Source organism: Lysobacter sp. Root916 (assembly GCF_001429785.1).
GTDB lineage: Bacteria > Pseudomonadota > Gammaproteobacteria > Xanthomonadales > Xanthomonadaceae > Lysobacter.
In genome coordinates this window covers 326,805-343,599 of record NZ_LMJF01000011.1, presented here as the reverse complement: position 1 = coordinate 343,599, position 16,795 = coordinate 326,805, and the positions used below count along the sequence as shown (strand labels likewise).

General features: G+C 67.3%; 15 protein-coding genes. 12 read left to right on the top strand and 3 right to left on the bottom strand.

Annotated features, from left to right (window positions below; genetic code table 11):
* Positions 1-95 precede the first annotated feature (95 nt).
* Positions 96-530, top strand: coding sequence for a VOC family protein (locus ASE35_RS09210; protein WP_056178432.1), 435 nt, complete (start codon positions 96-98; stop codon positions 528-530).
* A 37-nt stretch (positions 531-567) separates the two neighbouring features.
* On the opposite strand, the gene ASE35_RS09205 is transcribed toward ASE35_RS09210, so the two are convergent.
* Entirely contained in the window at positions 568-1,881 is a 1,314-nt protein-coding gene (locus ASE35_RS09205) for an MFS transporter (protein WP_057163653.1), read from the bottom strand.
* 150 nt (positions 1,882-2,031) lie between these two features.
* Between ASE35_RS09205 and cyoA the strand changes: the two genes are divergently transcribed.
* From cyoA to ASE35_RS09155, 10 genes are all read left to right on the top strand, one after another.
* Entirely contained in the window at positions 2,032-3,084 is a 1,053-nt protein-coding gene (cyoA, locus tag ASE35_RS09200; RefSeq protein WP_057163652.1) for a ubiquinol oxidase subunit II, read from the top strand.
* A 78-nt stretch (positions 3,085-3,162) separates the two neighbouring features.
* Complete coding sequence (gene cyoB / locus ASE35_RS09195) at positions 3,163-5,142, top strand: cytochrome o ubiquinol oxidase subunit I (RefSeq protein ID WP_200944009.1); 1,980 nt, start codon at positions 3,163-3,165, stop codon at positions 5,140-5,142.
* 10 nt (positions 5,143-5,152) lie between these two features.
* Positions 5,153-5,764 carry a cytochrome o ubiquinol oxidase subunit III gene (gene cyoC / locus ASE35_RS09190; protein WP_200957017.1) on the top strand — a complete coding sequence of 204 codons (612 nt, stop codon included), beginning with the start codon at positions 5,153-5,155 and terminating at the stop codon, positions 5,762-5,764.
* Positions 5,761-6,150, top strand: coding sequence for a cytochrome o ubiquinol oxidase subunit IV (gene cyoD / locus ASE35_RS09185; RefSeq protein ID WP_057163650.1), 390 nt, complete (start codon positions 5,761-5,763; stop codon positions 6,148-6,150). The genes cyoC and cyoD overlap by 4 nt, the downstream gene beginning before the upstream one ends.
* Positions 6,147-6,953: an SURF1 family protein gene (locus ASE35_RS09180; RefSeq protein WP_057163649.1), complete on the top strand. Its 807-nt coding sequence runs from the start codon at positions 6,147-6,149 to the stop codon at positions 6,951-6,953. The genes cyoD and ASE35_RS09180 overlap by 4 nt, the downstream gene beginning before the upstream one ends.
* Entirely contained in the window at positions 6,928-8,274 is a 1,347-nt protein-coding gene (locus ASE35_RS09175) for an ATP-binding protein (RefSeq protein WP_056178412.1), read from the top strand. The genes ASE35_RS09180 and ASE35_RS09175 overlap by 26 nt, the downstream gene beginning before the upstream one ends.
* Positions 8,264-8,800, top strand: a complete 537-nt coding sequence (locus tag ASE35_RS09170) for a response regulator transcription factor (protein WP_057163648.1) — start codon at positions 8,264-8,266, stop codon at positions 8,798-8,800. The genes ASE35_RS09175 and ASE35_RS09170 overlap by 11 nt, the downstream gene beginning before the upstream one ends.
* Positions 8,801-8,943: 143 nt before the next feature.
* Positions 8,944-9,507: an ECF-type sigma factor gene (locus ASE35_RS09165; RefSeq protein ID WP_057163647.1), complete on the top strand. Its 564-nt coding sequence runs from the start codon at positions 8,944-8,946 to the stop codon at positions 9,505-9,507.
* Positions 9,508-9,577: 70 nt separating this feature from the next.
* Positions 9,578-11,977, top strand: a complete 2,400-nt coding sequence (locus tag ASE35_RS09160) for a serine/threonine-protein kinase (RefSeq protein ID WP_057163646.1) — start codon at positions 9,578-9,580, stop codon at positions 11,975-11,977.
* A gap of 95 nt (positions 11,978-12,072) precedes the next feature.
* The gene (locus tag ASE35_RS09155) at positions 12,073-13,617 is read left to right on the top strand and encodes an alpha-lytic protease prodomain-containing protein (RefSeq protein WP_057163645.1); all 1,545 of its coding nucleotides are present in this window, start codon (positions 12,073-12,075) and stop codon (positions 13,615-13,617) included.
* A gap of 101 nt (positions 13,618-13,718) precedes the next feature.
* Here the strand turns inward: ASE35_RS09155 and ASE35_RS09150 are convergent, their stop codons facing one another.
* Complete coding sequence (locus tag ASE35_RS09150) at positions 13,719-14,255, bottom strand: hypothetical protein (protein WP_157489379.1); 537 nt, start codon at positions 14,253-14,255, stop codon at positions 13,719-13,721.
* 239 nt (positions 14,256-14,494) lie between these two features.
* Here ASE35_RS09150 and ASE35_RS09145 point away from each other — a divergent pair, with 239 nt between their 5' ends.
* A complete protein-coding gene (locus ASE35_RS09145) occupies positions 14,495-14,902 on the top strand; it encodes an OsmC family protein (RefSeq protein WP_057163644.1) in 408 nt (135 codons plus the stop codon).
* A gap of 200 nt (positions 14,903-15,102) precedes the next feature.
* On the opposite strand, the gene ASE35_RS09140 is transcribed toward ASE35_RS09145, so the two are convergent.
* Positions 15,103-16,785: a serine hydrolase gene (locus tag ASE35_RS09140; protein WP_157489378.1), complete on the bottom strand. Its 1,683-nt coding sequence runs from the start codon at positions 16,783-16,785 to the stop codon at positions 15,103-15,105.
* Positions 16,786-16,795 lie beyond the last annotated feature (10 nt).

The window sequence follows — 16,795 nt, the reverse complement described above, 5'->3', positions numbered from 1 at the left end:
CGGCAGGGACCACGCCCCGCGCGCAGGCGGGGTCATGCACGTCGTCTTGTCGCCACCGGTGTTAGCGTCGGCCTTCCCCCAAGCCGGAGCGCAGCATGGAAACGCAACGGATTCATCGCGGTCGCTTGATCGACCACGTTCAATTGGTGGTGAAGGACCTCAAGGCCAGTCAGGGCTTCTACGAAGCCGTATTCAAGACGCTGGACATCCCCATCGGCGGTGCCGGCGACGATTTCTTCTGGGCCGACGAGCTATGCGTGTCCACCGCCGACAGCCCGATGGCGGACGGCAAGCTGACCGGTCGCCACCATCTGGCGTTTCAGGCCAGGGATCGCGCCAGCGTGGACGAGTTCCACAAGCAGGCGCTGGCCCATGGCGGCAGCGACAACGGCGCGCCCGGCGAACGCACCTACCACCCGGGCTATTACGCGGCCTTCGTGCTCGATCCGGACGGCAACAACATCGAAGCCGTGTACCACGGCGAAGGCCGACGCAGCGCCGCTTCGATCACGGTCGACTTCGAGGCTTAGGCAGCGTCCGAATCGCGATGCTGACGCGGCGCCCGGCTCAGCTCTTGTAGTTCATCGCCCGGTTGATGCCCAGCGCGGCGAGCGTGCCGATCGCGCCCGACAACAGGTAGGCGCCCAGCCAGGCCAAGCCGAACTGCGAGCACAGGCCCAGCGCGACCAGCGGTGCGAAGGCCGCGCCGATCAGCCAGGCGAGGTCGGAGGTGAGCGCGGCGCCGGTGTAGCGGTAGCGGCGGCCGAAGTTGGCGGTGACCGCGCCCGCGGCCTGGCCGTAGGACAGGCCCAGCAGCGCGAAGCCGATCAGGATGAAGGCGTCCTGGCCCAGCGAACCGGCGCCCATCAAGGTGGGCGCGAAGCCGCTGAACATCGCGATCACGATGGCCAGGCCGCCCAGGGTGCGGGCGCGGCCGACGCGGTCGGCGATCAGGCCCGACACGACGATGCCGCCGGCGGCGATGAAGCCGCCCAGGATCTGCACCATCAGGAAGCCGACGATGGACTGATCCGAGTACAGCTTGATCCACGACAGCGGAAAGATCGTGACGATGTGGAACAGGGCGTAGCTGGCGAGCGCGGCGAACGCGCCGACCACCACGTGCTGGCCCTTGGCGCTGAACAATTCGCGGATGGGGGTGGGCTCCAGTTCGAGCTCGCCCATCTTGTCCTGATATTCCTCGGCCACGACCAGGCGCAGGCGCGCGAACAGCGCCACCACGTTGATCGCGAACGCGACGAAGAACGGATAACGCCAGCCCCAGCTCAACAGATCCTGTTCGCCCAAACTCGCGTACAGGAAGGCGAACACGCCGGAGGCGACGATGAAGCCGACCGGCGCGCCCAGCTGCCCCAGCATCGCGTACCAGCCGCGACGTTCCTTGGGGGTATTGAGCGCCAGCAGCGACGGCAGCCCGTCCCAGGAACCGCCCAGGGCGATGCCCTGCAGCACGCGGAAGAACGCCAGCAGCGCGATCGAAACCCAGCCCAGCGTGGCGTAACCCGGCAGGAACGCGATGCCGGCGGTGGCGGTGCCGAGCAGGAACAGGGCCACGGTCAATTTGACGCCGCGGCTCCAGCGCGTCTGGATAGCCATGAACAGCATCGTGCCCAACGGGCGCGCCAGGAACGCGAGCGCGAAGATCGCGAAGGCGTACAGCGTGCCCTGCAAGCGATCCATGAACGGGAAGAACACCGACGGGAACACCAGCGCCGAAGCGATGCCGTAGACGAAAAAGTCGAAGTATTCCGAGGCGCGCCCCACCACGACGCCGACGGCGATTTCGCCCGGGGCGACGTCGGCATGCGCCTTGACGCCGTGGTCGTGCGTGGATGCGGTGGGGCCGTGAGCGGTAGCCATCTGGAGTGCGGGAGTCGACGTCGGGCAGGGAGTGTTCGAGCCTAGGCTGACAGAGCCGGGGGCCGGACGCGATAGGACAAAACGTCCAATACTCGGCGCGCGGCGTGGGGACTAAATTGTCGCCCATCATTTAGGACTCCGCCCTCCCCCATGTCCAACGTGCGCAGACTCCTGCGAACCGCCGCGCTGCTGGCCGCCCTCGGCCTGCTCTCCGGCTGCAACCTGGTGGTGCTAGACCCCGCCGGCGACATCGCCGCCCGCCAGGGCCAGCTGATCCTGGTGGCCACGGCGCTGATGCTGCTGGTGATCGTGCCGGTGATCGCGCTGACCTTCTGGTTCGCCTGGAAGTACCGCGCCTCCAACCGCAGCGCCAAGTACACCCCGGATTGGGATCACTCCACCCAGCTGGAGCTGGTGATCTGGGGCGTGCCGCTGCTGATCATCATCGCGCTGGGCGCGATCACCTGGATCAGCACCCATCTGCTCGATCCCTACCGCCCGCTGGACCGCATCGCGGCCGGTCGTCCGGTGCCGGCGCAGATGGAGCCGCTGGATATCCAGGTCGTCGCGCTGGATTGGAAGTGGCTGTTCCTGTATCCGAAGGAAGGCGTGGCCTCGGTCAACGAAGTCGCGGTGCCGGTGGATCGTCCGGTGCGCTTCCACATCACCGCCTCCTCGGTGATGAATACCTTCTATGTGCCCAATCTGGCCGGAATGATCTACGGCATGCCCGGCATGGAGACCAAGCTCAACGCCGTGATCAATGCGCCGGGCGAGTACGAGGGCTTCTCCGCCAACTACAGCGGCGCCGGCTTCTCGCACATGCGCTTCAAGTTCCACGGCATGTCCAACGCCGACTACGACCGCTGGATCGCGGGGCTGCGCGGCAGCAAGGACTCGCTCACGCGCGCGGCCTATCTGGAGCTGGAAAAGCCCAGCGAGCGCGAGCCGGTGCGCCACTACGCCAACGTCGACGCCACCCTGTACAACGCCATCCTCAACCGCTGCGTCGATTCCGAGCGCCTGTGCATGGATCAGATGATGGCGCTGGACGCCGCCGGCGGCCTCGGCCTGGAAGGCCTGAACTCGCTGGCGATGCCGCGCCGCGGCGATCCGCGCCTGGGCGCCTACGTGTCCGCGGACGTGTGCACCGTCGATCAACCGCCGCTGTCGCCGATGCTGGCCGGCATGAAGTCGCCCTGACGCGCGCAAGCGACGACCCGAATAGTTTCTGGAAGTTCTCCGATGTCTCTCGAAAGCGGCACCATCCCGACCTCCCCGATCTTCGGTCGCATGACCTGGGACGCCGTGCCCATGCTGCACGAGCCCATCGTCGCGGCCACCTTCATCGGCACGGTCGTCCTGGGTCTCGCCCTGGTCGCGGCGATCACCAAGTACCGGCTGTGGGGCTACCTGTGGAAGGAGTGGTTCACCAGCATCGACCACAAGAAGATCGGCATCATGTACATCGTGCTGGGCCTGGTGATGCTGCTGCGCGGCTTCGCCGATGCCCTGATGATGCGCTTGCAGCAGGCGATGGCCTTCGGCGACAACCTGGGCTATCTGCCGCCGCACCACTACGACCAGATCTTCACCGCCCACGGCGTGATCATGATCTTCTTCGTGGCCATGCCGCTGGTCACCGGCCTGATGAACTACCTGGTGCCGCTGCAGATCGGCGCGCGCGACGTCGCTTTCCCCTTCCTAAATAACTTCAGCTTCTGGATGACCGTCAGCGGCGCCGTGCTGGTGATGATGTCGCTGTTCTTCGGCGAGTTCGCCGCCACCGGCTGGCTGGCTTATCCGCCGCTGTCGGGGGTGGCCTTCAGCCCCGGGGTAGGCGTCGACTACTACATATGGGCGCTGCAGATAGCCGGCGTGGGCACCCTGCTGTCCGGCGTGAACCTGCTGGTGACCATCATCAAGATGCGCGCCCCGGGCATGAGCCTGATGAAGATGCCGGTGTTCACCTGGACCTCGCTGTGCACCAACGTGCTGATCGTGGTGTCGTTCCCGGTGCTGACCGCGGTGCTGGCGCTGCTGGGCCTGGACCGCTACGCGGGCACCAACTTCTTCACCAGCGACCTGGGCGGCAACGCCATGATGTTCGTGAACCTGATCTGGATCTGGGGCCATCCGGAGGTCTACATCCTGATCCTGCCGCTGTTCGGCGTGTTCTCGGAGATCGTGTCCACCTATTCGGGCAAGCGCCTGTTCGGCTACTCGTCGATGGTCTACGCGACCGTCTGCATCACCGTGCTCTCCTACCTGGTGTGGTTGCACCACTTCTTCACCATGGGCTCGGGCGCCAGCGTCAACTCGTTCTTCGGCATCACCACGATGATCATCTCGATCCCGACGGGCGCGAAGATCTTCAACTGGTTGTTCACCATGTATCGCGGCCGCATCCGCTTCGAGGTGCCGATGCTGTGGACCATGGGCTTCATGGTCACCTTCGTCGTCGGCGGCATGACCGGCGTGCTGCTGGCGGTGCCGCCGGCCGACTTCGTGCTGCACAACAGCCTGTTCCTGGTCGCGCACTTCCATAACGTGATCATCGGCGGCGTGGTGTTCGGCCTGTTCGCGGCGATGACGCATTGGTTCCCCAAGGCCTTCGGCTTCAAGCTCGACGACTTCTGGGGCAAGGTCTCGTTCTGGTTCTGGCTGGCCGGCTACTGGTTCGCGTTCACGCCGCTGTACGTGCTGGGCCTGATGGGCGTGACCCGCCGCATGAGCCACTTCGACGATCCCTCGCTGCAGATCTGGTTCCAGATCGCCGCGTTCGGCGCGGTCCTGGTCGCCATCGGCATCGCCGCCTTCCTGATCTGCATCTACGTCAGCTTCCGCAAGCGCGCGCAGTTGCGCGACCTCAGCGGCGATCCCTGGAACGGCCGCACCCTGGAGTGGTCGACCTCGTCGCCGCCGCCGGACTACAACTTCGCCTTCACCCCGGTGGTGCACGACAACGACGCCTGGTGGGACATGAAGCAGCGCGGCTTCCAGCGCCCGACCTCCGGTTTCCTGGCGGTGCACATGCCCAAGAACACCCCGGCCGGCCTGGTCCTGGCGGCGGTGAGCACGGCTTGCGGCTTCGCCCTGATCTGGCACGTGTGGTGGCTGGCGATCGCCTCGTTGCTGGGCATCGTCGCCTACGCGATCTACCACAGCTTCAACTACGACCGCGATTTCCACATCCCCGCCGCCACGGTCGCCGCGACCGAGCAGGCGCGCAGCGAACAGCTGAAGGCCGCCCATGTCTGAGCCCATCGCCATGACCCGCCAGGACGGCTCGCCCGTGTTCCTGGACACCGCCGGGCATCACCATCCGCAGAACGGCACGCTGTTCGGTTTCTGGCTGTACCTGCTCAGCGATCTGATGATCTTCGCCTGCCTGTTCGCCACCTACGGCGTGCTGGGCCGCAGCTACGCCGCCGGCCCGTCCGGCGCCGACCTGTTCGACCTGTGGCTGGTGGCGCTGAACACCGCGATCCTGCTGCTGTCGTCGATCACCTACGGCTTCGCGATGATCGCGATGCAGCGCCGCGACAAGCGCGCCATGCTGCGCTGGCTCGCCCTGACCGGCGTGCTCGGCCTGTCCTTCCTGGCGGTGGAAATCTACGAGTTCGCGCACTTGATCCATCTGGGCGCGGGCCCGCAGCGCAGCGCCTTCCTGTCCTCGTTCTTCGCCCTGGTCGGCACCCACGGCCTGCACGTGCTGTTCGGCGTGATCTGGCTGGTGGTGCTGTGCGTGCAGGTGCAGCGCCACGGCCTGACCCGCGCCAACACCCGCCGCGTGGCCTGCCTGTCGATGTTCTGGCACTTCCTCGACGTCGTCTGGATCGGCGTCTTCACCTTCGTTTACCTGATGGGAGTGCTGCCATGAGCCAGCACGACACGCACGAGCACGACGACCACCTCGAAGACGGCATCCCGCACGTCTCGGCGCGCGAGTACCTCACCGGCTTCATGCTGTCGGTGGTGCTGACCGCGATTCCGTTCGGCCTGGTGATGGGCAAGGTGATCCCGAGCTCGGGCCTGGTCGCGATCGTGCTGCTGGCCTTCGCCGCGGTGCAGGTGGTCGTGCACATGATCTACTTCCTGCACATGAACACCCGCTCGGAAGGCGGCTGGAACGTGCTGGCCCTGATCTTCACCGTGGTGCTGGTGGTGATCGTGCTGATCGGTTCGCTGTGGGTGATGCACCACATGAACGCGAACATGATGCCCGGCGCGCACGACATGCAGGAAATGCTCAAGAACGCGCCATGAGCGATGAGCGCCACACAGCGGCCGTAGCACCGGCGCACGGCCGCCGTCCGCTGTTGTTGGCCGTGTTCGCCGCGTCGTTGGCGGTGGCCTTGATCGGCTTCCTCGCGCTGGGCGTGTGGCAAGTGCAGCGCATGGGCTGGAAGCACGCGCTGATCGCGCGCGTCGAGGCCCGCCTCAAGGCCGCGCCGGTGGCGCCCCCCTCCCGCGCGCAGTGGGCGCAAGTCAGCGAAGCAAGCGACGGTTACCGGCGCGTGCGCCTGTCCGGGCAGTTCCTGCCCGACAAGCAAGCGCGCAGCCAGGCCGTGACGGCGCTGGGCGCGGGCGCCTGGGTGCTGGTGCCGCTGCGCACCGACGCGGGCGACTACGTGCTGGTCAATCGCGGCTTCGTGCCCGCGCAGGCGCAGGCCGCGCCCGTACCCGCGGGACGCGTCGAGGTCGAAGGACTGCTGCGCATCAGCGAGCCCAAGGGCGGCTTCCTGCGCAGCAACGATCCGGCCCACGGGCACTGGTACTCGCGCGACGTCGCCGCGATCCTGCGTGCGCAGGGCTTGCCCGCCGATGCCAGCGCGCCCTACTTCATCGATGCCGCCCGGGACCCGTCCAGCGACGCCTGGCCGCGCGGCGGCATGACCGTGGTGGCGTTCCGCGATCATCATCTGTCCTATGCCCTGACCTGGTTCGGCCTGGCCGCGCTGACCCTGGTCGCGGGCTACTACCTGTTCGCATCGGAGCGTCGTTTGCGGCAAGATCGTGCGCAGCGAGGAGGCCCCCCCGGTCATGCAAGCCCGATCCAGCGCTCCTGAGGCCGCCGCGGACGTCGTAACCCGCCAATTGGGCGTGAGCGGTTCGCAGGACCGCACCGGGCTGCGCAACATGCAGCAGCTGATCCAGTTGCGCTGGATCGCGGTGGTCGGGCAGATCGTCACCATCCTGGTCGTCCACTACGGCATCGGCATCGCCCTGCCGTTGGGACCGATGGGCGCCGTCCTGGCCGGACTGGTCGCGTTCAATCTCGGCAGCCAGCTGTGGTGGAAACGGCGCGCGCAGGTGTCCAACCGGGCCATGCTGATCGGGCTGCTGGTGGACGTGGTCTCGCTGAGCCTGCAGCTCTACTACAGCGGCGGCATCACCAACCCCTTCGTCTTCCTCTACCTGCTGCAGGTAGTGCTGGGCACCGTGCTGCTGCGCTCGCCCGCCAACTGGATCATCGCCGCCGCCGCGGGTTTGTGCTTCACCGCCCTGGCGGTGTCGCCGACGCCGCTGCGGATCGCGGTCGAACCCGGCAAGGGCCTGGCCGATCACTACGTGCAGGGCCTGCTGATCTGCTTCCTGCTGGTGGCGGCCTTGCTGGTGGTGTTCATCACCCGCATCGGGCGCATCCTGCGCGAACGCGATGTGCGCCTGGCCCAATTGCGCCAGCGCGCCGCCGAGGAGGAACACATCGTGCGCATGGGCCTGCTCGCCTCCGGCGCCGCGCACGAACTGGGCACGCCGCTGTCGACGCTGTCGGTGATCCTCGGCGACTGGCAGCACCTGCCCACGATCGCCTCGGAAACCGAGCTGCACCACGATGTCGCCGAGATGCTGGCGCAGGTCGCGCGCTGCAAGTCCATCGTCACCAATATCCTGCTGTCGGCCGGCGAAACCCGCGGCGAATCGCCGGTCGAAACCACCTTGCACGAGCTGCTCGACGATCTGGCCCAGGAGTGGCGCACCGCGCGCGCGCCGGAATCGTTCCGCTACCAGCGCCATTGCCAGGACGATCCCAGCATCGTTTCCGACGACGGCCTGCGGCAGATGGTGTTCAACGTGCTCGACAACGCCCTGGAGGCCTCGCCGGCCTGGGTAGCGCTGGACGCCGACTGCCGCGACGGCCAGCTCGTGATCGAGGTCAGCGACGTCGGCCCCGGTTTCGCCGCCGACGTCCTCGAGCGCCTGGGCACGCCCTACAACAGCAGCAAGGGCCGCCCCGGCGGCGGACTGGGCTTGTTCCTTTCGGTCAACGTCGCCCGTACGCTGGGCGGCAGGCTCACGGCACGCAACCGGCCGCAGGGCGGCGCGGTGGTCACCCTGACCCTGCCGCTGTCGGCCATTGCCATCGAGGAGCACGGCGATGACGAATGAACGCAGGTTGCTGATCGTCGAAGACGACACCACGTTCGCGCGCACTCTGGTGCGTTCGTTCGAACGCCGCGGTTACAGCGTGCGCCACCTGCCCGGCGAAGCCGGCTTGCCGGCGCTGCTGGAAGAATTCGCGCCCACGCACGCCGTGGTCGATCTCAAGCTCGCCGCCAACGCCTCCGGCCTGTCCTGCGTGAAGCACCTGCACGCCTTCGACCCGGACATGCTGATCGTGGTGCTGACCGGCTACGCCAGCATCGCCACCGCGGTGGAGGCGATCAAGCTGGGCGCGCGCCACTATCTGGCCAAACCCTCCAACACCGACGACATCGAAGCCGCGTTCCAGCGCGCCACCGGCGACGCCGAGGTCGAGCTCACCGGCCGCACCACTTCGATCAAGACGCTGGAGTGGGAACACATCCACGAAGTGCTGGCCGAGAGCGACTTCAACATCTCCGAGGCCGCGCGCCGGCTGGGTCTGCACCGGCGCACCCTGGCGCGCAAGCTGGAGAAGCGACGCATCAAGTAGGCGCGGCGCTTCGCCAGCCCGCTTGCCTCGTCCTGCGGTGTCCTCGACCGCCCTGGGCGGCGCAATGCCTTTGCCCTGCGCAGCGCCCGCTTGACGGCCATGGACCGTCCCCACAACGATGGCGGACCCAAGGAGACAGCGCCATGCCAGGTACGGCCCCGGACTCGCACACCCTGATCCAACGCTGGCGCGACGGCGACGCTGGCGCGCTGGAATCGCTGCTGCCGTTGATCTACGCCGACCTGCGCGCGATCGCGGCGCGCGAGCTGCGCGAGCACCGCGGGCACGACACGCTGCAACCGACCGCGCTGGTCAACGACGTGTTCGTACGCTTGCTGGGCCAGCAGAGCGTCGCGTTCGAGAACCCGGCGCATCTGTTCAATACGGCGGCGCGGATCATGCGCCAGATCCTCGTCGACCGAGCCCGCAAGGCGGCCAGCGAAAAGCACGGCGGCGCCTGGCGACGCGACGACTTCACCGAAGTCTTGCAACTGCCTATTCCGCAAGAGACCCATCTACCCGAGCTCGACGCCGCGCTGGCGGCCCTGGAACAGCTCGATGCGCGCATGGCCCAGGTCGTGGAACTGCGCTACTTCGTCGGTTTGAGCGTGCCGGAGGTGGCTCGCGTCCTCGAACTGGACGAGCGCACCGTGTATCGCGACTGGGCCGCGGCCCGAGCCTGGCTGCGCGATCGCCTGCAGGCCTAGTGTCAGGAAACGGGACCGGATCCCGTACTCCCGCTGTGTGTTCCGATTCTCTGATCGAACGATCCCCGCCATGAATACTCTCGACCGTGCGGCGCTGCCTTTGCTGCGCCAGCTGCTGGACGCCTCTCCCGAGCAACGCGACACCCTGTTGCGGGACGCCTGCGCGACGCAGCCCGAGCTCGCCCAGCGCGTGCGCGCCCTGCTGTCGCATCTGGACGAAGGCGACACCGGCGCGGAGCCCGCCGTCGAAGAAGCGAGCGGCGCCATGGTCGGCCCCTACCGCCTGTTGCGGCGCATCGGCCAGGGCGGCATGGGCGAGGTGTTCCTCGCCGAGCGCGCCGACGGCGCGTGGCAACGCCAGGTCGCGCTGAAGCGGATCTGGGGCGGGTTCTCGCCGCTGACCGAACGCTTCCTGCGCGAACGCAAAGTGCTGGCGCGCCTGCAGCATCCGCACATCGCCCAGCTCCTGGACGGCGGCCTGGCGACGGATGGCCAACCGTGGTTCGCGATGGAGCATGTCCCCGGCGAATCCATCACCCAGTGGTGCGACCGCCGCAAGGCCACGCTCGAACAGCGCATCGCTCTGTTCCGCCAGGTCTGCGAGGCCGTGCAGTTCGCCCACGGCAACTTGGTCGTGCATCGCGACATCAAACCCGCCAACGTCCTGGTCGACCCGGCCGGCCAGGTCAAACTGCTGGATTTCGGCATCGCCAAACTACTGGACGAAGCCGACCCGACCCAAACCCAGACCCGCTCGATGACGCCCGCCTGGGCCGCCCCGGAGCAACGCCGCGGCGAACCGGTCACCACCGCCACCGACGTCTATCAACTGGGTCTGCTGCTACAGGCCTTGCTGCTGGTTTCGCCCGCACAGAGCGGGGAGTCGCCGCCGCGGCTAAGCGCGCGCTGGACCGCCCTGCTGCGCGAGCATCCGGCGGCGGCCGCGGACATCGCCGCCACCCGCGCCATGAAGCCCTCGCGCCTGGCCGCGCGTTTGCGGGGCGACCTGGAGTGCATCGTCGCCCATGCCACCGCCACCGACCCGCGCGAACGCTACCCCAGCGCCGAGGCCCTGGCCGACGACCTGCTGCGCTGGTCGCAACACCTGCCGATCCGCGCGCGCCGCCACGAACGCGGTTACCGCCTGCGCCGCACGCTGCGCCGTCGCTGGCCCGTCTTCGCCACCGTCGCCGTCGGCGTCGCGTTCGCCGCGTTTCATATCTACAGCCTGGACCGCCAGCTCGAACGTACCGAACGCGAGCGCGAGAAGGCGCTCGCCGTGGCCGACTACTTCGTCAGCCTGTTCCGCGCCAGCACGCCGAAGGCGACCGCCAGCGGCGAAGTCACCGCCCGCGAGCTGCTGGAGCGCGGGATGAAGCAGCTGCAGGACCAGCAGGGCCGCAGCCACTCCCCGCAGGCCCTGGCCGCCTTGCTGCACGCCCTGGGCCAGGTCCACACCGACCTGGGCATGCCCACGCAGGCGCGCGACGCCTACGCGCGCGCGGTCGCGGCCTTGCGCGATCAGGACGACCCGCTCGCTCTAGCCGACGCGCTGCGCGGCTTGGCGACCGCGCATTACGGGCTGGGCCAGCCGCGGCAGTTTCTGCGCTACAGCTCGCAGGCCGCCGAGGTGCTGGAGCGCGCCGGCGCAACCCAGGACCCGCTGTACCCGCGTCTGCTCGGCAACGTCGGCCTCGGCCACTTCGCGCTAGGCGACCAGGCCAAGGGATGGACTTATTTGGATCGCAGCCTCGCGCTGCTCAAAGCCGGCGGCCCCGATACCCGCAAGGACTACGTCCGTGCGCTGGTGAACAGCGCAGGCATCGCGCTGACCGATGGCGACGCGGCCAAGGCCTATCCGCTGCTGCGCGAGGCGGACGCGCTGGTGCGCCAGCTGGTGCCGCGCAATCCGGACGAAGAGCTGCTGATCGGCCGCAACCTCGGCTTCGCCGCGCTGAAAACCCAACGCCTGGACGAGGCACTGCGGCAGTACGACCGCATGGTGGAGCGCTCACTGGAGTTCCACGGCGAAGAGCATCCGGCTGCGGTCTCGGCCTTGCTGGGGCGTGGCGAGACGCGGCTGGCGCGCGGCGAATGGGCCTTGGCCGAACGGGACCTGGAGCGGGCACGGCGCCTGTCGGCGCGGCGCAACGCGGAAGGCCATGGTCAACTGCTGGACATCGACGGCTTGCGCGCCGTGGCCGGGCTGCAACGTGGCCGGATGGCGGCCGCGGCCGCGATGCTGGAAGCCAATGCGGCCCGCCGTACCGGCGAAGTCGTCGTCGAATCGCAACCGCGCTTCGAACAGGTCGCGCTGGAGCGCGCGCGCTGCGAGGGCGCCGACCGTCGCCGCGAACTCGCCGCGGCGCTGCGGCAACTGGAGGCGATGCCCAACGCGTCCTCCTGGCAGCGCCAGCTCGGCCAGCGTTGGATGGCCGAATGCCAGCCCCGAGAAAAAATCCATAACTGAATGTCAGGGTTCCGCACCCTCTCTCGTACGGGAATAGGCACGGACGCTACAGGACGTGCGTGCGCCCCATACCACTAAGGAAGGATAGAGAACCCATGAATGCCACTCACACCGGCGCGGCGCTGGCCGTATCGCTGTGCGCGATGCTCGCACCCGCCATCGGCCACGCCGCCGAGCCGCAGACCAACCCGATACCGGCCGCCATGCGCCAGGCCTTGCAACGCGACCTCGGCCTGAAGCCCTCGCAACTTCAGGCCTATCTGGCCACCGAACATCGTGCGATGCGCTTGCAGGCCGAAGCACGGGCCGGGCTGGGCGCGCACTATGCCGGCAGCTGGCTGGAGCGCGACGCGGCCGGCGACTATCGATTGATCCTGGGCGTGACGGATCGCAAGGCCGTCAGCCGCATGCGCCAGAGCGGCGACGAAGTGCGCGTGTTCAAGCACAGCGCGGCCGAGCTGGACGCCGCCCAATCGCAGCTGGATCAGGCCCATCGCGGACTGACTGCCGGCCTCATGCGCAAGGACGGCCCCCGCGTGCAGGCCTGGAACGTCGATCTGCCCAACAACCGCATCATCCTGACCATCGACCCCGGCGCGCAGGAAGCGGCGATCGAGCTGATCGCGCGCAGCGGCATCGATGCCAGGATGGTGCAGATCGTGACCTCCGCGCAGCGCCCCAAACCCCAGCACGACCTGCGCGGCGGCGATCGCTACCTGACGCCCGATAGCTGGTGCTCGATGGGGTTCTCGGCTTTTCGCGGCAACACGCCCGGCTTCGTGACGGCGGGCCATTGCGGAACGGTCAACATGGCGGTGCGCGGCACTAACCAATCCCCTATCGGCCATTTCGCGTACTCCACCTTTCCCAACGCCGACCATGCCTGGGTGCAGAACACGCAACCGAACCTCTGGCACGTCCTGCCCTGGGTCTACAACTACGCCGGCGTCGACATAGACGTGCGCGGCGGCCTGGAGGCGCCGATCGGCGCGGCGGTGTGCCGGTCGGGGAACAAGACGGGTTACCACTGCGGCACCGTGCAGGCCAAGCAGGTGACGGTCGACTACGGCCCGCAGTACGGCGTCGTCAAAGGCCTGACCCAATCCAACGCCTGCGCCGGCTTCGGCGATTCGGGCGGTGCGGTGATCACCCCCGGCGCCGAGGCGCAGGGCGTGTACTCCGGCGGCCATTTCTCCGAAGGCCGGGACGACAACTGCGGCGATCCGGCGCCGCAGGGCTATTTCCAGCCGTTGCAACCCATCCTCAACGCCTACGACCTGGTGCTGCGCACGGTACCGACCTGCGGCCGCCTGAATCCGCGCGATTGGCGCGAGACCAACGGCACCCTGACCTCCTGCGACCAGCGATTCACGCTGGCGATCCAGGGCGACGGCAACCTGGTGCTGTACAAACAGAACGTAGGCGCGATCTGGGCCAACCACGTCTACGGCAGCGGCCACACCCTGCACATGCAGACCGACGGCAACCTGACCGTGCGCGACGGCGCGGGACAGACCCGATGGGCGAGCAACACCGGCGGCAAGCGCGGCGCGGTGCTGTTCGTGCAGAACGACGGCAACGTGGTGGTGTACGACCACGAACGCAAGCCGCTTTGGCAAACCAATACCGCCGGCCGCTGACGGCGGCGCGGGCGGCGCTGGAAGGCGCCGCCCGTATTGAGCGGTGATCTATGTCGAAGCTCGGCAGGTCCAGAGGCGGGTATGTCGCGACACAGCGCCGATCAAGCGGGCTTTCCCGCCAGATAGACAACGCTGCGCTCGTATGCGGCATCGGCGTCGATGCGAGTGATCTCGGCGAGGCTGAGCCACAGCCTGCTCCGATCCCGACTGGAATAGGTTCCGAAGGTTTCCAGAAGCAAGGATTCCGCATCCAGCTCCGCGATTTCGCCGATGAACGTGACCGAATCGTCCATGCGCTCCGTGAGCACATTGACGTAGCCGAAGGTCGCCGATACCGAATCCAGCACCGACTGCAGGGAGTCGAGGGACAGCGCAGGCGCGGTCGGCTTGGCTCCCGTGGCCTCAATCATCTGCGACAAGGCTTGACGCTCGTTGCCTTCCCAACGGATCCGGGTGATGTCGCTGCGGAAGCAGACCGCGATGCCGTTGGCCTGGCCTGCTTCGGTGAAGAGGCTGAGGTATACGAAGTCCTCGGAGTAGTCGGTGACTACACCGGACAGCGACTCGCTGGAAAGATGGTCCCGATACAGGTCTACCAGCGCCTGACGTTGCTTCAGTATTTGTAGCGTCTTCTGCATGACTCTCATGGGCATCTCGATCGGTATCGGCTCACCTATCTTGCACCGATAGCCAAGCCTTGCGGATAGCCCCGATCCCTGATGCCGATCCTCCCGGCCTGGGCACTGAATCGGATTGATCAGCGAGGCATCATTCGGCCACTGGGACGGTCCGTGCGACCGCCCCGGCTGGTGCCAGTGCCGGCGCGGGCTTAAGGTCTGCCTCGGCGGCATCAATGCCGCAAGCCTTCAGGAACGCCATGACCGTCGCGACCGTCCGCGCCAGCACCCAGCCCACGCCCTACGTGGTGACCTTCATCGACGACGTCGGCCATACCTGGCAGGCCGACGAACCGGCCGACCTGGGCGGCGGTGACACCGGCCCCACGCCCGAGCACCTGCTGCTGTCCAGCCTGGGCGCCTGCACCGCGATCACCGTGCGCATGTACGCCGCGCGCAAGCAATGGCCGCTGGCCGGCGTCGAAGTCGCGCTGCGCTTCAACCCGGACGGCAAGCCGGCGGCGGGCACCGACATCGAGCGCAAGATCGCGCTGCAAGGCGAGCTGAGCGACGAACAGCGCGAGCGCCTGCTGCAGATCGCGAACGCCTGCCCGATCCACAAGGTACTAACGGGCGAAGTACGGATCGCGACGACGTTGCAGGCCTAAGCCGCGCGACGCCCGTGCACGCAACGCCAGCGGTTGCGCCGCATCAGCCCCAGCACGGTGCGCCCCATGTCGAGAGCGTGTTTCGCAAGCTGGAGGCTGGCACGCGGGCGGCAGCTACGTTGAACGCGACTCAACTGGGGCTTATCTAGCTGGAGTCGCGCAAGCGACCGAGACGAGGACCGTCATCGGCCGCATCTCGCCTAGATGCTGTTACCGGCTCGAATCACAGGCGTCTCCGCTGTCGTGAGCCGCTCCGCGCGCATGCGACGCAAACGACGCGCGGTAAGCGTCAAGCCATCCACCGCGCCCGACGCCGAGCGCGTGAAGGTCACCGTCCATGCGCCGCTGACGAAGCGATCGCCGCCGACGGCTTCAAGCACGAGATCGGTCTGGCGAGGCCATCGCATGGTCAGCTTTCCGTCCGCCATGAGCACCGTATAAGTCATATCGACCTCGTCGATGCGGTACCGCCCCGCGAACGATGCCAGCGCCGAGGCCGAGGGCACCGATGCGTTGACGCGGGTAAAAATTCTTGGCGTAGGCCAGGCATCCCAGATCCGCAGCTCGGGCGCTTTCAGCGCATTGCCTGCGGAGCCGTCGAATTGCCATCTCGTCGTCTCGCCCAAGCGGAATAGCCCGTTCCCGAGCGGTTCTAGCGGCGTCGATGCGCCAGTGGGGCGCAATGCACCGTCCTTCACCTCCACTCGTACCACTTCATCCGTCAGCGAACTCCAATAGACGCCGGCCAGCGCCGACAACGCCGGTTCCGGCACTTTCACCGCGGGCGCCACGGGCGTCATGCGATCACCCAGATACACGGCCGCGATTTTCTGCGTGAGCTCCGGCGGAGCAATCGTGGCGCCGTTGCACAAGGTCACGATCGCCAGCCGCTGATCGGGGAAGCTAACCGCGTCCGCACGATACCCGGCATGCACGCCGTCGTGCCCTACCGTGCGCAGGCCCCGGTAATTGCGGACGAATACACCGCCACCGTAGCCGCTCGCCACGCCGGTGTCCGATAGGGCCGATGTCTGCATGGACGCCACCAGCGCTTGTCCACCGACACGCGCGTGGATGAAGTTGTCCTGCCACTTCAGCAGGTCGCCCACCGTGGTGAACAGGCCGGTCGGTCCGTAGTAGTCGGACGCGGGGATGCTGATGCGCCATCCGCCGTCCCGGTGCGCCTGATATCCCGCGGTTCGGCGCCGCACGATCTCGGTGTGGTCGTCCTGGAAATGCGTGTCGGTCATGCCCAGCGGCTGGAATATCCTTTCCTGGGCGAAGACCGTCAGAGGCTTGCCGGATACGCGCTTCACGATGACCGCCAGCATGGTATAGCCGAGGTTGTTGTAGAGCGTCTCGGTCCCTGGCGCGAAATTCAGCCCTCGCTGCTTCGCAGCGACCGCCAGCATATCGGCCTCGGTCATCATGTCGTCGCCGCGCCATCCGGCCAGATACAGCAGCTGCCCCTGCTCGCGCAGGCCACTGCTGTGATGGATCAGGTGCGCGATGGTGATCGTCTTACCGAAGTCCGGCATCTCCGGCAGGTACTTGCGGATGTCGTCGTCCAGCGACAATTTTCCGTCCTGCGCCAGCAGTGCGATCGAGAAGGCGGTGAACTGCTTGGAGACGGAACCGACCTGGAAGATCGATTCCGGGGTGATGGCGATGTCGTACTCGAGATTCGACATCCCGTAGCCGCGCGTGTAATCCAGCACGCCGTCGCGGGAAATTCCCACCGCGCAGCCTGGCGTATTGGTGCCGCTCCACGGCGCGAAGATCGCGTCCACTTGCTTGTGGCGTTCGGCGGCCGACGCACTCGCCGACTGCGCTCGCACGACGAAGGGCTGCGTGGCCCAGGCGGCGGCGATGATCGTTATCAAGAAAACGGAT

Excerpts from the sequence above, each read along its gene's own strand:
- ASE35_RS09210 (WP_056178432.1), top strand. The coding sequence starts at position 96 with ATGGAAACGCAACGGATTCATCGCGGTCGCTTGATCGACCACGTTCAA.
- ASE35_RS09205 (WP_057163653.1), bottom strand. The coding sequence starts at position 1,881 with ATGGCTACCGCTCACGGCCCCACCGCATCCACGCACGACCACGGCGTC.
- cyoA (WP_057163652.1), top strand. The coding sequence starts at position 2,032 with ATGTCCAACGTGCGCAGACTCCTGCGAACCGCCGCGCTGCTGGCCGCC.
- cyoC (WP_200957017.1), top strand. The coding sequence starts at position 5,153 with ATGACCCGCCAGGACGGCTCGCCCGTGTTCCTGGACACCGCCGGGCAT.
- cyoD (WP_057163650.1), top strand. The coding sequence starts at position 5,761 with ATGAGCCAGCACGACACGCACGAGCACGACGACCACCTCGAAGACGGC.
- ASE35_RS09180 (WP_057163649.1), top strand. The coding sequence starts at position 6,147 with ATGAGCGATGAGCGCCACACAGCGGCCGTAGCACCGGCGCACGGCCGC.
- ASE35_RS09175 (WP_056178412.1), top strand. The coding sequence starts at position 6,928 with ATGCAAGCCCGATCCAGCGCTCCTGAGGCCGCCGCGGACGTCGTAACC.
- ASE35_RS09170 (WP_057163648.1), top strand. The coding sequence starts at position 8,264 with ATGACGAATGAACGCAGGTTGCTGATCGTCGAAGACGACACCACGTTC.
- ASE35_RS09165 (WP_057163647.1), top strand. The coding sequence starts at position 8,944 with ATGCCAGGTACGGCCCCGGACTCGCACACCCTGATCCAACGCTGGCGC.
- ASE35_RS09160 (WP_057163646.1), top strand. The coding sequence starts at position 9,578 with ATGAATACTCTCGACCGTGCGGCGCTGCCTTTGCTGCGCCAGCTGCTG.
- ASE35_RS09155 (WP_057163645.1), top strand. The coding sequence starts at position 12,073 with ATGAATGCCACTCACACCGGCGCGGCGCTGGCCGTATCGCTGTGCGCG.
- ASE35_RS09150 (WP_157489379.1), bottom strand. The coding sequence starts at position 14,255 with ATGCAGAAGACGCTACAAATACTGAAGCAACGTCAGGCGCTGGTAGAC.
- ASE35_RS09145 (WP_057163644.1), top strand. The coding sequence starts at position 14,495 with ATGACCGTCGCGACCGTCCGCGCCAGCACCCAGCCCACGCCCTACGTG.